The sequence below is a fragment of the Tsukamurella serpentis genome (assembly GCF_054780975.1).
In genome coordinates this window covers 17657-32441 of the sequence record NZ_BAAGVH010000001.1, presented here as the reverse complement: position 1 = coordinate 32441, position 14785 = coordinate 17657, and the positions used below count along the sequence as shown (strand labels likewise).

Genomic DNA, 14785 nt, shown 5'->3' with positions numbered 1-14785 from the left:
TCAGCAGCGATCCATTCTGCCACGTGCTGGGAGCTGCGCGAAATCGCCACCTCCCCACGTGGTGGCGCACGCGGTGACATACGCAGCTCCGCACGCGGTGACATACGCAGCTCCGCACGCGGTGACATACGCAGCTCCGCACGCGGTGACATACGCAGCTCCGCATGCGGTGACATACGCAGCTCCGCACGCGGTGACATACGCAGCTCCGCATGCGGTGACATACGCAGCTCCGCACGCGGCGACACGCCGCAGCGCGGGACCCGGCGATCGAACCGATAGACTCGCTCACGATTGAAGGTGCTGCCGTGACCCGCGCCACATCCGGTGCGTCCGATGCGGCCACAAGGTTACCAACGGGTAAACTGGAACCTCCGTTGCAGCCTGAGCATCAGCACCTCAGCCCGGTGTAGCCCCCTGCCAGGCCGCGTACAGCAAGCTCGCAGGATCGGATCGCAGACTCTTCGCATATGGCTACCCATTTCGAGCGCCCCGTGACGACACCGCGCCGTGTCGTGACCGAGCCGGATCCGGCCGCTGCGGCCCGTCGGCCGCACGCCGGGTACCTGCACCAGCTCGACTTCGTGCGCACCATCACGTTCCTGCTGGTGGTCTTCATCCACACGCTCACCAACACCAACGACGAGGTCAACGGTGTAGTCACGAACGCCGTGGCGATGAATCTGCACTTCACCCGTAACGCGTTCTTCGCGCTGACCGGACTGGTACTGGCGTACGGGGTGGTCGAGCGGGGCGCCCGGCTCAGCCCGTTGCAGTTCTGGCGCCGGCGGCTACCGCTGGTGGTGATCCCGTTCGTGATCTGGGCCTTCGCCTACTGGGTCTTCGACATGGTGGTGGGCGGCCAGGCCGGGGCCATCCCCACCAGTCTCGATGAGTTCTGGGAGAACCTGAAGTGGGGTGGCCTCAACGGCTACCAGCTGTACTTCATCTTCGTCACCATCCAGATCTACCTGCTGTTCCCGCTGGTGCTGTGGTTCGCCGAGCGGACCCGCGGCTTTCACGTCCACATCCTCGTCGTCAGCGCCGCCCTCCAAGTGGGCATCTACACCGCGATCACCTACTGGAACCCGACCACCGGTTGGTGGGGCGAGAACTTCTGGCACGCCTACGCCACCTTCGTGCCGTACCAGTTCTTCATCCTGCTGGGGGTGTTCGCCGCCTTCCACCGTGAGCGGATCGAGAAGATCCTGCTGCGGCACGCACCACTGATCTTCGCGGCCGCCGTGGTGGTGGCGGTCGCCGCGCAGGTGCTCTACCGCGTGCGCCTGAACGACGAGACCGCCCCGATCGTGGCGTCGGCGGCCTTCCAGCCCGCGAACTTCCTGCTGTACGTGGTTCTGGTGGCAGCGGTGTACACGCTGGGCCTGATCCTGGCGCGCAATCGCGAACAGCTGCCGATGCTCGCCCGGTTCGCCTCCTTCGGTGCGAAGCGCTCGTTCGGCGTCTTCCTGGTGCACGTGATGGTGCTGTCGATGCTGCTGCTCCCGCGGACCGCCGACGACACGCCGTGGCTGGTCCGGATTCTGCCGTCACCGTTCGGGACCGCGGTGGCGTACGTGGTCACGCTGGCGATCACGCTCGGCATCGTCGGGCTGCTCAGCCGCGCCCCCAAGGCGCAGTGGTGGGTGGGCCGCCCGCGCCGGCGCGCTCAGGGCCGCACGAGTGCGCCACGCACCAGCACCGCCGACGGTTCCGGCAACGCCCCGGCGGCGAGCGCGCGCCGCGGGTCCTCGTCGTAGATCACCACGTCCGCGGGGGCGCCGTCCTCGATACCCTCGAATCCGAGCCACCGGCGGGCCCGCCACGAGGCGGCTCCGATCGCCTCCTGCACCGGCATCACCTCGGCCAGTGCCGCGATCTCCCGGGGAAGCGCACCGTGCACGTTGAAACCGCCGGCATCGGTACCGGCGTACATCGCGATCCCCGCCTCCCAGGCCGCGCGGAAAGTGGCGACCCGTCGGTCGTGCAGGGCCGTCATGTGCCGGTGATAGGTGGGGAACTTGTCTCGGGCGGGTGCCGCTATCGACGGGAAGTTCTCGATCTGGATCATCGTGGGAACCAGAGCGATCCCCTTGTCCGCCATGATCGCGATGGTCTCGTCGGTCAGGCCGGAGCCGTGCTCGATCGCGTCCACACCGGCGGCCAGCAGACCGGGCAGGGCGTCCTCCCCGAAGACGTGCGCGGTCACCTTCGCCCCCGCGTCGTGCGCGGCGCCGATCGCCTCGGCGAGCACGTGATCGGGCCACAGGGGCGCCAGGTCACCGGCGGCGCGGTCGATCCAGTCCCCCACCAGTTTGATCCACGGATGGCCCTCGGCGGCTCTCCGGCGCACCGCCTCCACCAGCTGCGAGGAATCGTCGAGTTGCTCTCCGAGACCACGGGTGTACCGCTTGACCAGCGCGATGTGCCGGCCCATACGGATCAGGCGCGGAAGTCCCGGCTGCCCGTCCAGTGGTGAGGTGTCGAGATCGGAGCCGGGCTCGCGGATCACGGTGACCCCGACCGCCACGTCCTGCTGGGCCAGGCTGCGTCCCTGCACCAGGTCGGGCTCGCCCTCGGAGACGATGCCCACGTGACAATGCGCGTCCACGTATCCCGGTACCGCGAACCCGGTCAGCTCCAGGCCTCCCGAGCCGCTCAGCCGGATCTCGCCGTCGGTCACCCAGAACTCATCGCCGCCGGTCAGAACCTCGCCGGTGAAGTGCAGATCGCTCACTCCGTCGACCCTACGGGGTGAATATCGCCGGTTTCGCCGCTATGAGGACGAATCCGGCTTCATAGCCCAGAAATCAGCGGTTTTCACAGGGTGGTCAGCGCTTCTTACGGAGCTGCTCCTCCAGCGCGGCCATGTCGATGCCCTCGAGTCCCGGGGGAAGCTGGTCGAGCCCCTTGGGCATGTTCGACAGGTCCATACCCGCAGGCATCCCGGGCATCGGCATCCCGGGGAAGCCGCCGCGCATCTTCGGCGGTGTCGGACCGCGGCCGGAGGACTTCTTGCCCTTCTTACCCTTCTGCTTGCGCTTGGGTATCCGCTTCGGTGCGCCGTAGCCGGCCATCTGCGACATCATCTTGCGGGCCTCGAAGAACCGGTCCACCAGCTGGTTCACATCGCTGACGGCGACGCCGGAGCCCTTCGCGATGCGCAGCCGCCGGGAGGCGTTGATGATCTTCGGATCGGCACGCTCGGCCGGGGTCATACCGCGGATGATCGCCTGAATCCGGTCGAGCTGACTGTCGTCGACGGCGGCCAGCGCGTCCTTCATCTGACCGGCGCCGGGCAGCATGCCCAGCAGGTTGCCGATCGGCCCCATCTTCCGGATCATCAGCATCTGCTCGAGGAAGTCCTCGAGGGTCAGCTCACCGGAGGTGATCTTGGCCGCGGCCTCCTCCGCCTTCTGCTGGTCCATGTGCTGCTCGGCCTGCTCGATCAGCGAGAGCACATCACCCATGCCCAGGATCCGCGAGCTCATCCGGTCCGGATGGAAGGCGTCGAAGTCGTCGAGCTTCTCACCGGTGGACGCGAACAGGATCGGCTTACCGGTGATCTCACGGACGCTCAGCGCGGCGCCGCCGCGGGCGTCGCCGTCTAGCTTGGTGAGCACCACACCGGTGAAGTCGACGCCGTCGGCGAAGGCCTGCGCGGTGGTGACGGCGTCCTGGCCGATCATCGCGTCCAGGACGAACAGCACCTCGTCGGGGTTGACGGCGTCACGGATGGCGCGGGCCTGCCCCATCAGTTCCTCGTCGATGCCGAGGCGTCCGGCGGTGTCGACGATCAGCACGTCGTGCTGGCGCGACCGCGCCTCGGCGATGCCTCCGCGAGCCACCTCGACCGGATCCGCGGCACTCACCCCGAGGGTGCCCTCACCGCCGACGGAGGTACCCGGGTGCGGCGCGAAGGTGGGCACACCGGCTCGTTCACCGACGATCTTGAGCTGGTCGACGGCGCCCGGCCGCTGCAGGTCACAGGCCACCAGCATGGGGGTGTGGCCCTGCTTCTTGAGATAGGCCGCGAGCTTGCCCGCGAGAGTGGTCTTACCCGCGCCCTGCAGGCCGGCGAGCATGATCACCGTCGGCGGGGTCTTCGCCAGGTTCAGCCGGCGGGTCTCACCGCCGAGGATCGCGACGAGCTCCTCGTTGACGATCTTGACGATCTGCTGCGCAGGGTTGAGCGCGGCCGAGACCTCGTGCCCCTTGGCGCGCTCCTTGATCCGCGCCACGAAGGCACGCACCACGGGCAGCGCGACATCGGCCTCCAGCAGCGCGAGCCTGATCTCGCGGGCCGTGGCGTCGATGTCGGCGTCGGTGAGACGGCCCTTGCCGCGCAGGTCCTTGAGCGCGCCTGTGAGCCGATCGGAGAGGGATTCGAACATTGCTTCAGACTACCGACCATCCTGCGTCTGACCTGAATCCGGTGGCGCGGGCGGCGCCGCCTCGGGCAGGACCGCGATCACGGCCTCCTCCGCGCGCTCACGTATCGACGGTGCCCCCTCGGGGACGCTGAGGCAGAACACGTCCACCGCGGTCGCTCCGAGCGTCGCCACCTTGGCCCACCGCACGTCCAGTCCGGCGTCGTCGAGCGCCCCGGCGACCCGCGCGAGCAGGCCGGCGGTGTCTCCGGACCGGACCTCCAGTACCGCGGTGCCGGGCGCGCCGTCGTACCAGCGCAGCCGGGGCGGCGCGGCGACCCGCAGCGGCGGCGCGGGCAGGGCGGCGTCGGCCTCCTGCGCGGGGGCCGTCTCGGTGCGTGCGCGCAGCTCGCCGAGCACGTCGGTGCCGCTGAGCGCCCCGAGCAGCCGCTGCCTGACGACCGCGGGATCGGGCGGGTCACCGAACGCCGGGACCACGATGAACGTGTTGACCGCGGACTCCCCGACCGACACGACGGTGGCACTGTGCACCCGCAATCCGGCCAGGGCGAGGACGGCGGCCATGCGGGCCAGCACGCCGCGCCGGTCCGGGCCGACCACGGTGACGGTGTAGGTGTGCTGCCCGAGGTCGGCCGCCGGACTGATCCGCACGTGCGTGCCTCCGTCCGCCGCCAGTGCCGCGACCTCCTCGGACACCGGATCGGGCTGCGGCACCGGCTCGCCCGCGAGCACGGCACCGGTGCGCCGCACCAGTTCTCCGATCAGCCGTGACTTCCACTCCCCCCACACCCCGGGTCCGGTCGCCAGTGAATCCGCCTCGGCGAGCGCGTGCAGCAGTTCCAGCAGCACCGGGTCGCGGCCGACCTTGTCGGCGACCAGGGTGATGGTGTCGGGGTCGTCCAGGTCACGACGAGTGGCGATGGTCGGCAGCAGCAGGTGATGCAGGACCATGCCCGCCAGCAGTGCGGTGTCGGCATCGTCGAAGCCGAGGCGGGAGGCGACCGCGTCGGCGATCTCGGCGCCGATGATGCTGTGGTCGCCCCCGCGCCCCTTGCCCAGATCGTGCAGCAGCGCCCCGAGGAGCAACAGGTCCGGCCGGGAGACGTCGGTGGCGCGATTGGCGGCGTAGGCGCAGGTCTCCATCAGGTGCCGGTCCACGGTCCAGGTGTGCACCGCGTCGCGGGGCGGCAGGTCGCGCACCGCGCCCCATTCGGGCAGCAGCCGGCCCCACAGGCCGGTGCGGTCGAGCGCCTCGATCACCGGGACCGCGCGACGACCGGCGCCGAGCAGGGCGAGGAAGTCCGCGACCACCTCGGCCGACCACGGACTGCGCGGCGCCGGAGCGACGTCGGCGAGGGTGGCCAGGGTCGACGCCGACATCGGAAGGGCCGCGCCGGCCGCAGCGGCGGCCACGCGCACCGTCAGCCCCGGGTCGCGCCCGGGGCGGGCGTCGCGGGAGAGGGCCACCTCACCGGAATGCTCGACGACGCTCTCGGCGAGGGGACGACGGACCGGTGCGCGGCGCAATCGGGACAGGCCGCGGCGCGGAAGGGCGTTGGTGGCCGTGCGAATGCCCACGTCGACGGCGTAGGCCACGGACCGGCCGCTGTCGCTGATGGTGCGGGCCAGGTCGAACCGGTCGCCGATCCGCAGTGCGGCCCCGATCTCGTCGGCATCCTGGGCGCGCAGCTGATCGCGGGCACGTCCGGAGATCCGGTGCAGTTCGGTCCGCACATCCAGGAGCCGGGCGTACGCTGCGGCCAGCTCACCGGCCGACCTGCCACCGCTGCTCGCCGACGGTGTCGGTATGCCGTCGGTGAGCTGTGCGAGCGAGAGCGCCTGCAGCAACTGCACATCGCGCATGCCGCCGCGCCCGTTCTTGAGGTCGGGTTCGGCCCGATGGGCGATCTCACCGGATCGGCGCCACCGCTCACGTGCCTGTTCGACGAGGTCGTCGACGCGGCTACGGATGTCGGCGCGCCACTGTTTGCGGACTCCGCCGATCAACAGGTTGGTGATCTCCTCGTCGCCGACGATGTGCCGGGCGTCGAGCAGGCCCAGCGCGGCGGTGAGATCGGAGGCGGCCACCCGCACGGCTTCCGGGACGGTCCGTACCGAGTGGTCGAGTTTGATGTGCGCGTCCCAAAGCGGGTACCAGATGCTCTCCGCGGCGGCGGTGACGCGCTCGACGGGGAGACCGTCGTCGTGCACGAGTAGGAGGTCGAAGTCACTGTAGGGCAACAGTTCCCGGCGACCGAGCCCACCGACGGCGACCAGCGCGATGCCACTGTCCGGACTGATCCCGGCGGCGGCGCCGTTGGTGGCGAGCCAGACCTCGGCCAGATCGGCGAGGGAGGCGCGCAGGGTGAGCGGGTCGATCCGGTGACTACCGGAGGCCCGGTCCAGGAGCCGGGCCCGCGCGGCCACCAGTTCGGTGGCCGCGCCGGTGCCCGTGCTCGCGTTGCCCGAGATCGACATCGACTCGCTACAGCGCTTCCGCGCCGCGCTCACCGGTGCGCACCCGCACCACGGATTCGACGGGGGTGACCCACACCTTGCCGTCACCGATCTTGCCGGTCCGGGCACCGTCGACGATCACGTCGACCACGCTGTCGGCGACGGCGTCGTCGACGACGACCTCGATCCGCACCTTGGGGACGAAGTCCACAGAGTACTCGGCGCCGCGGTACACCTCGGTGTGCCCCTTCTGGCGGCCGTAACCCTGGACCTCGCTGACGGTCATGCCGAGGATCCCTGCTTGCTCCAGGCCCGCCTTGACGTCCTCGAGGGTGAAGGGCTTGACGATCGCAGTGACCAGCTTCATTTCGGTTCCTTCTCAGTCGGTGGTGGTTCCAGCTTATTCCGGCCGATTCAGACCAGGTCGTAAGCAGTTTCGGCGTGCTCGGAGTTGTCGACGCCCTCGGCCTCGGCCTCCTTGTCGACGCGCCAGCCCAGGGGCTTGAGCGCCAGGGCGATCACGGCGGTCAGTACCGCGGTGAACGCCAGGGCGACGCCGGCGATCACGATCTGCACCACCAGCTGCTTGTAGTCGCCGCCGTAGAACAGGCCGGTGTCCTTGGCCAGGAAGCCCAGGGCGACGGTGCCGATCACACCGGCCACCAGGTGCACTCCGACCACGTCGAGCGAGTCGTCGAAGCCGAAGCGGGTCTTCAGGCCCACACCGAAGGCTGCGGCGATTCCGGCCACCACGCCGAGGATGAGCGCGCCCACCGGGGTGACGTTCGCGCAGGCAGGGGTGATCGCGACCAGGCCGGCGACCACACCGGACGCGGCGCCGACGGTGGTGGCGTGGCCGTCGCGGAACTTCTCCACCGCGAGCCAGCCGAGCATCGCGGCCGCGGTGGCGGCGGTGGTGTTGACCCAGGCCAGTCCGGCGGTCATGTTGGCGGTGCCCGCGGAGCCGGCGTTGAAGCCGAACCAGCCGAACCACAGCAGGGCGGCGCCGAGCATCACGAACGGGATGTTGTGCGGGCGGTACGAGTGCTTGCCGAAGCCGAGTCGCTTACCGACGATGATCGCCAGCACCAGGCCGGCGATTCCGGCGTTGATGTGCACCACGGTGCCGCCGGCGAAGTCGATGGGTGCCACGTTCGCCTCACCGTCGGTGGAGCCGAACATCATGGCCGCGATACCGCCCTCCTTACCGGAGAGCAGGCCGCCGCCCCACACCATGTGCGCCAGCGGCAGGTAGACGATGGTGGTCCACACGGCAGTGAACACCAGCCAGGTGCCGAACTTCACGCGCTCGGCGAGCGCGCCGGAGATCAGCGCCACGGTGATCACCGCGAAGGTCAGCTGGAACCCGGCGAAGACGATCGCGGGCAGCCCGCTGTCCGGTGCGTTGAGCACCGCGAGGGTGTCGGAGCCGGCCTTCTTGGTCTCGGTGAGCTGATCGAGACCGAAGTAGGTGAAGGGGTTGTCGAACAGGCCCAGGTAGTTGCCCACGCCGGAGAACGACATCGAGTAGCCCCATAGGACGTAGACCACCGACACCACGCCGAGTGAACCGATGGACATCATCATCATGTTCAGCACGCTCTTCTGGCGGGACAGGCCGCCGTAGAAGAACGCCAGCGCGGGCGTCATGAGCAGGACCAGCGCTGCGGACATCAACATCCACGCAGTGGTACCGGTATCGACTTTGCCGAACATCTCTTCGGGCACGGAAGCCAAGAGCACGGGAAACCTCCTGAAGATGCGCCCTTGCGGCGCAAGTGAGAACAGCTTCTGCTGCTCCGGTTTCCCTGTGGTCGCGCTCGTGTTGCCCGCGTGTAACCGGTCCGGGCACGGCTCGCGCTGTTGGTTACGTCAGCGTTACCGGCTGCGCACCGTCACCCTCAGCCCAGCAGTGCGTCCACGAACGCGGCTGGCTCGAACGGGGCCAGATCGTCGGCGCCCTCACCGAGCCCCACGAGCTTCACCGGAACCCCGAGCTCGTGCTGCACGGCGTACACGATGCCGCCCTTGGCGGTGCCGTCGAGTTTGGTGAGCACCACGCCGGTGATGTCCACGACCTCGGCGAAGACCTTCGCCTGCGCGAGCCCGTTCTGGCCGATGGTGGCATCGAGCACCAGCAGTACCTCGTCGACCTTGGCCTTCTTCTCGACGACCCGCTTGACCTTGTCCAGCTCGTCCATCAGGCCGGTCTTGGTGTGCAGGCGGCCGGCGGTATCGATGAGCACCACGTCGACCCCGTCCGCGGTGCCCTTGGCGACCGCGTCGAAGCCGACGGCGGCGGGGTCCGCGCCTTCCTTGCCGCGGACGACCTCGGCGCCGACCCGCTCGGCCCAGGTCTGCAACTGGTCTGCGGCGGCGGCGCGGAAGGTGTCCGCGGCGCCGAGCACCACGCGGCGGCCGTCGGCGACGAGCACACGGGCCAGCTTTCCGGTGGTCGTGGTCTTGCCGGTGCCGTTGACCCCCACCACCAGCAGCACCGAAGGTGCGCCGGCGTGCGGCAGGGCCTTGATGCTGCGGTCGTACTCGGGGTGCAATTCGTCGATCAGCACCGTGCGCAGCCGCGCGCGGGCCTCAGCGGGGCTGGCGACTCCGGTGGTGGCGATCTGCTCGCGGAGCTTCTCGACCACCGCCATCGTGGTGGGAGTGCCCAGGTCCGCCATGAGCAGCGTGTCCTCCACTTCCTCCCAGGAGTCCTCGTCGAGGTCGCCGGCGCCGAGCAGCCCGAGCAGGGATGCACCGACGGTCGACTGGGAGCGCGCCAGGCGGCCCTTGAGTCGGTCCAGGCGGCCCGCGGTCGGGGCGATCTCATCCAGCTGCCGAGCGGGGGCGGAGTCCTCGATCCGCTCGATCTCGGTCGGAGCCTGAGGCTCGATGGTCGAGATCTCCGGGTCGATCTGTTCGGCCTCGGCGAGCTGGGCGTCGGCCTGTGTCTGCTTGGCCTCGGCGGCTTCCTGACCTCGCGATTCCTGCAGATCCTTGAGCGAGATCTTGTCCTGCTTCGGGGCCGGTGCGGCCTCCGGCTCCGGCGCAGCGGTCCGGGTGTCCGGCTCCGGTGCGGTTCGGGGGTCCGGCTCCGGGGTGGGCGCGGACTCGTCCTCGGATTCGGGTTTCGGAACCTGCGGGGTCGGCGGGACCAGCGGCACGGCCCGGGGCTCGGGTACGGGCTCGGGTTCGCGGGCCCCCTCGCTGAACGTGAAACCGCCACCGGCCTGGTAGCCACCCGATTTGTCCAGGCTCTTCGGCTCCGGCGTCTCGTCCTTGAGCGAGACCTTGCGGCGCTTGTTCAGGTAGTAGCCGGTTACCAGGGCCACCAGCACCAGCACGATGGCGACGGCGGCGACGAGGATCGCGATCTGCGTAGTACTCACGCCTCGACTGTAGTCAACGAGGGAACGCCGGCTGCCACTCGCTCGCTGCACGAATGTCGGTCTCAGCGGCGCGGGACCGGCGTGTCGCGGGGGGTCGCGCCGCTGAGACCGACATTCGTGCGGCTTCGCCTGATAGCGTCCGGTCCGAGTCGGTCAGGGAACCCGGTGGGAATCCGGGACTGGCGCGCAACGGTGAGGGGCGAGTGCCCCGAGTCCGATACCGCCGGCTCGCAGTTGTCCATCACCGCTCCCGCGCACGGGGCGGCCGACGAATCGAGACCGGACCATGCGGCCGAGTGCCCCCCTGTCGATCCTGCTGCTCATCTCAGCGACGCTGGTCGCCGGCTGTAGCCAGTCACCGCCGGTTCCCCCGGCGGTCAACCCCTCGGCCTCCTTCCCGGTAACGGTGACCACCTGTGACTTCTCCTCCGAGATCCGCAGTAGACCTGAGCGGATCGTGACGCTGAACCAGGGCGCGACTGAGGTCGCGCTCGCGCTGGGCGTCGCCGACCGGATGGCGGGCACGGCGTATCTCGACGATGCCGTGACGCCCCGGATGCAGGACGCGTACGCGAAGATCCCCGTGCTGGCCGCCAAGTACCCGACCCGGGAGAAGCTGCTGTCCGTGCGGCCGGATCTGGTGTACGCCTCCTACACCTCGGCGTTCACCGACCGGGCCGTCGGAGAGCGGTCCCAACTGCAGGGACAGGGCATCGCCACGCTCCTCGCGCCCGCCGGTTGCTCGAAGAAGCCCGATCGGGCGTCCTGGGACCTGATCTGGGACGAGTTGAGCGCGGCAGGTAGAGCGTTGGGGGCCGAAACGGCTGCATCCGCGCTGATCAAGGCACAGAAGGAGGAGCTCGCGCGGGATTCGATGAAGAACGCCGCGCGCGGCCAGCGCATCCTCTGGTGGGATTTCGGCAACGGCTCCGGATTGAACGTGGGAGCCGGCACCGGAACGCCGCAACTGCTCATCGAGTCGGTCGGCGGGGTCAACGTGTTCGCGCACCTGCCCGGGAACTGGACGGAGGTCTCGCTGGAGAACGTGGTCGGGACCGCGCCGGATGTGATCGTGGTGGCCGACACCGTCGGCCGCCCCGCACAGGCCCGCATCGATCAGGCACGCAGGGATCCGGCGATGAGCCAGCTCCGAGCGGTTCGCGAGAACCGGTTCGTGGTGGTCCCGTTCTCGGAGACCACCTCGGGTGTCCGGCTGCTCGACGGAGCCCGCCGGGTCGGCGAGGCCGTGAGGGCGCTGCCGTGACCGCGATCCTGGTCGGGATGTCCGCCGGGGTGGATCCCGAACAGCTCCGTCGGCTCGCCGATACCGCCGACGCAGAGCCGGCCTTCGTCCAGGTCCACGACCCCGCACTGGTCGACGTGCTCACCGCGGTCGCCGATCGCGGCGCAGCCGACGTGCTGCTGATCGGAGCCGGGTGGGCGCAACCGGGTGCGAAGCGGTCCTGGCTCCGACGGGTGGCAGCGCACTGGCTGCGCGAGTACGACGACGCCCCCACGGTGCGTCTGGCGCCGCGGTTGCTGGCCGAGCCGGACCCGGCGCAGCTCGCCGAGGCCATCGCTGCCGGGGGTTCGCCGATGTCGCCGGATACCGCACCCTTGTCCTCACCCGCGTGGGAGGAGGTCCCTCAGCACCGTCACCAGGTGTTGATCTGCCGTGGTCCGCGATGCTCGGCGCGCGGGGCCTCGTCATTGACCGAGGCCTTCGGTGACGAACTGCGCCGAGCCGGGCTCGGCGACGACGAGGTGCTGGTCACCGTGACGGGATGCCAGTTCCCGTGCAATCACGCGCCGGTGGTCACAGTGCAGCCCGACGACACCTGGTACGGCGGTATGACCGCGCAGGACGTTCCGGGCGTGGTCGGCTCGCATCTGCTCGGCGAGGAGCCGATCGCACAGTTGCGCCTTCCGCGACAGCGCTCCGGTGCGCTCACTCAGCGCGACGCCCAGCGCTCCTCGATCCGGCCGTAACGCCAGATCAGCAGGGCCGCCGCCCAGACCAGCACGAACAGCCCGACGATCACGAAGCCGGCGTAATCCAGGTCGATCGCTGCCACCCAGCGCAACGGCCCGGACTCGGCCTGTACCCGTTCGGCGAGCACGCCGAGCAGTTCGACGGTGCCGATCGCCAGGGCGACCGCGACGGACAGCGAGGTGATGGTGATGTTGTAGTAGACCTTGCGCACCGGTTTGGCGAAAGCCCAGCCGTACGCGGCGTTCATGAAGACACCGTCGATCGTGTCCAGCAGCGACATCCCCGCCGCGAACAGGACCGGCAGCACCAGGATGCAGTAGAAGGGCAGCGTGAAAGCGGCCATCCCGCCCGCGAGCACCAGCAGCCCGACCTCTGTGGCGGTGTCGAATCCCAACCCGAACAGCACACCCACCGGGTAGATGTGCCAGGGTCGGCGGACAGATCCGGCGACGCCGCGCAGTAGTCGGCTCATCAGGCCGCGCTGGTTGAGCCGGTCTTCGAGTTCCTGCTCGTCGTACCGCCCCGTGCGCATGTCCCGGAACACCCGCAGGATGCCGATCAGCACCACCAGGTTGATGATCCCGAGGATCCACAGGAACACTCCGGACACCGACGTTCCGATCACGCCGAGCACCGCCTGCATGGTCGAGTCCTGGTCTTCGACGGGGCCGGCGAGAGCACGTACCCCCAGGGCGAGCAACGCGGCCAGGCCGAAGACGACCGTCGAATGCCCCAGGGAGAACCAGTATCCGACGGACAGGGGCCTGCGCGGGTTCACCGCCCCGGTCAGGCCGGTCGCGGTCGCCGCTTGCCGGTCGGCGAGGAGCTTGCGGGTGGTGTTGTCGATCGCGGCGATGTGATCGGCGTCGAAGGCGTGCCGGAGTCCGAAGGTGTACGCGAGCAGGCCGATCCCGATCGTGAACTCGCCGCCGTTGCCGATCCGGTAGTGCCCGGGCGCGACCAGCAGGACCAGTGCGCCGAATCCGACGAGGTGCAGCACCACCACGGTGGCGGTCATGCCGATCAGCGATCTCCGGTCCCCCGGGTGCAGAGCGGCCCACGCTGCTCGCAGCCGTGCGGACCGGCTCGGCACGGTGGTGGCCATCGCATCCTCCACAGGATCAGTACTTCCGCAGGTTCATCGGCGCCTGCCCGCTCCACCGCGAGCGCAGGAGAGCGATCACGGCGTCGAACATCTCGGTGAGTTCGGCGGTGTCGTCTCCCAGGCAACGCACCACGAACCCGGGGCCGGCCAGCGCTGTCAGTCCACTACGGACACCGGCCGCGCGCTCGGTGAGGGCGTGTACTTCGTCGAGCAGATCCCCGTCGCACCGGTGGTCCACCGCGGTGAGCGAACCGAAGTGGGTGTGGCCGTCGAGGAATCCGATGCCCGACGGGTCGGCTCGACCCGGTTCGACGAGTACGTTGTCCACCGCGAGCAGGTCACCGTCGCGGTGGATCTCGGTGCGCATGCGCAGTTCGTCGTAGCGGAAGCGGGCACCGTCGGGCGACCACCCCGGGGTGACGATCTCCGCCATGACCAGCGTGGCGCTCGCGTCCAGGTGCACGGTACAGCTCTGCCGGAAGGTGGCCTCGCGGTAGAGGATCAGGGCGTCGGGAACGTACTCGAGACGACTGTCCGGGCCGAGCTGCAGGCGCATGTGTTGCGCGGCGGCACCGTCGGGCGTGCGGTAGACCTTGGTCGCCGACTGCGTGGTGAGCACCGCCTGCGCGCCGGCCTCGAGCTCGACGTCGATCGAGTAGGTGTCTCCCCGCAGGCATCCGCCGCCGGGGTTGACGATGTGGTAGGTCACCTGGCCGGAGTCGTCGAGGTACATCGGCCGGAGGGTCTGCAGGGTGCCCGCGTGCCGCTGCGCCACGGCGACGGTGCGCCGCCCTCGCGGAGCGAGGGTCAGGGCGAGTTCTCCGGTGAATCCGCTCACGCGAGGTCGAGCATGAGGACATCGCGCCGGATCCACTCCAGGACGCCCTCGAGTCCTTCGTCGGTCTTGAGATTGGTCATGCAGAACGGTCGATCGCCGCGGAAGACCTTGGAGTCGGCCGCCATCACCGACAGGTCGGCGCCCACATAGGGGGCGAGGTCGGTCTTGTTGATCACGAACAGATCCGATTTGATCATGCCCTGACCGGCCTTGCGGGGAATCTCCTCGCCCTGTGCGACGTCGATGAGGTAGATGGAGAAGTCCACCAGTTCCGGGCTGAAGGTGGCGGAGAGGTTGTCGCCGCCGCTCTCGATGAAGACGATCTGCAGGTCGGGGTGCTGCTGGATGAGCCGCGCCACGGCGGCCTCGTTCATCGAGGTGTCCTCCCGGATGGCGGTGTGCGGGCAGCCGCCGGTCTCGATGCCGACGATCCGGTCGTCGCCGAGGACACTGTTGCGGGCCAGGATCTTCGCGTCCTCGGTGGTGTAGATGTCGTTGGTGATCGCGGCCATCGACACCTCTCCGGCGAGGTGCCGGGTGATTCGTTCCACCAGCTGCGTCTTGCCCGCGCCCACCGGGCCGCCCACACCGATCCGAATCGTCGTCATCGTT

12 protein-coding genes and 1 riboswitch are annotated in these 14785 nt (G+C 69.3%); of the genes, 3 read left to right on the top strand and 9 right to left on the bottom strand.

Going from position 1 to position 14785, the window contains the following annotated elements:
* The first annotated feature begins 470 nt into the window (after positions 1 to 470).
* Positions 471 to 1760, top strand: coding sequence for an acyltransferase (locus ACYVHG_RS00140; protein ID WP_461165408.1), 1290 nt, complete (start codon positions 471 to 473; stop codon positions 1758 to 1760).
* Here ACYVHG_RS00140 and ACYVHG_RS00135 read toward each other — a convergent pair.
* From ACYVHG_RS00135 to ftsY, 6 genes are all read right to left on the bottom strand, one after another.
* On the bottom strand, positions 1670 to 2737 hold the full coding sequence (locus tag ACYVHG_RS00135) for an amidohydrolase family protein (RefSeq protein ID WP_461165407.1): 1068 nt from the start codon (positions 2735 to 2737) through the stop codon (positions 1670 to 1672). The genes ACYVHG_RS00140 and ACYVHG_RS00135 overlap by 91 nt on opposite strands.
* Positions 2738 to 2831: 94 nt before the next feature.
* The gene (ffh, locus tag ACYVHG_RS00130) at positions 2832 to 4394 is read right to left on the bottom strand and encodes a signal recognition particle protein (protein WP_461165406.1); all 1563 of its coding nucleotides are present in this window, start codon (positions 4392 to 4394) and stop codon (positions 2832 to 2834) included.
* A gap of 9 nt (positions 4395 to 4403) precedes the next feature.
* Complete coding sequence (locus tag ACYVHG_RS00125) at positions 4404 to 6869, bottom strand: [protein-PII] uridylyltransferase (protein ID WP_461165830.1); 2466 nt, start codon at positions 6867 to 6869, stop codon at positions 4404 to 4406.
* 7 nt (positions 6870 to 6876) lie between these two features.
* Complete coding sequence (locus ACYVHG_RS00120; protein ID WP_461165405.1) at positions 6877 to 7215, bottom strand: P-II family nitrogen regulator; 339 nt, start codon at positions 7213 to 7215, stop codon at positions 6877 to 6879.
* Between the two features lie 47 nt (positions 7216 to 7262).
* Positions 7263 to 8564, bottom strand: coding sequence for an ammonium transporter (locus tag ACYVHG_RS00115; RefSeq protein WP_461165829.1), 1302 nt, complete (start codon positions 8562 to 8564; stop codon positions 7263 to 7265).
* 185 nt (positions 8565 to 8749) lie between these two features.
* Entirely contained in the window at positions 8750 to 10237 is a 1488-nt protein-coding gene (gene ftsY / locus ACYVHG_RS00110; RefSeq protein ID WP_461165404.1) for a signal recognition particle-docking protein FtsY, read from the bottom strand.
* A 133-nt stretch (positions 10238 to 10370) separates the two neighbouring features.
* Positions 10371 to 10479: riboswitch (cobalamin riboswitch) on the top strand.
* Between the two features lie 44 nt (positions 10480 to 10523).
* On the opposite strand from ftsY, the gene ACYVHG_RS00105 reads away from it, so the two are divergent.
* Both ACYVHG_RS00105 and ACYVHG_RS00100 read left to right on the top strand, forming a co-directional pair.
* Positions 10524 to 11501, top strand: a complete 978-nt coding sequence (locus ACYVHG_RS00105; protein ID WP_461165403.1) for an ABC transporter substrate-binding protein — start codon at positions 10524 to 10526, stop codon at positions 11499 to 11501.
* Complete coding sequence (locus tag ACYVHG_RS00100; protein ID WP_461165402.1) at positions 11498 to 12226, top strand: (2Fe-2S) ferredoxin domain-containing protein; 729 nt, start codon at positions 11498 to 11500, stop codon at positions 12224 to 12226. The genes ACYVHG_RS00105 and ACYVHG_RS00100 overlap by 4 nt, the downstream gene beginning before the upstream one ends.
* Here ACYVHG_RS00100 and nicT read toward each other — a convergent pair.
* Genes nicT through ureG form a run of 3 tightly spaced genes read right to left on the bottom strand, consistent with a single transcriptional unit; the run spans position 12190 to position 14781 of the window.
* Complete coding sequence (nicT, locus tag ACYVHG_RS00095) at positions 12190 to 13335, bottom strand: Nickel transporter NicT (protein WP_461165401.1); 1146 nt, start codon at positions 13333 to 13335, stop codon at positions 12190 to 12192. The genes ACYVHG_RS00100 and nicT overlap by 37 nt on opposite strands.
* Positions 13336 to 13351: 16 nt before the next feature.
* Complete coding sequence (locus tag ACYVHG_RS00090) at positions 13352 to 14173, bottom strand: urease accessory protein UreD (RefSeq protein WP_461165400.1); 822 nt, start codon at positions 14171 to 14173, stop codon at positions 13352 to 13354.
* Positions 14170 to 14781 (bottom strand): urease accessory protein UreG, encoded by a 612-nt coding sequence (gene ureG / locus ACYVHG_RS00085; RefSeq protein ID WP_461165399.1) that lies wholly within the window; start codon positions 14779 to 14781, stop codon positions 14170 to 14172. The genes ACYVHG_RS00090 and ureG overlap by 4 nt, the downstream gene beginning before the upstream one ends.
* Positions 14782 to 14785 lie beyond the last annotated feature (4 nt).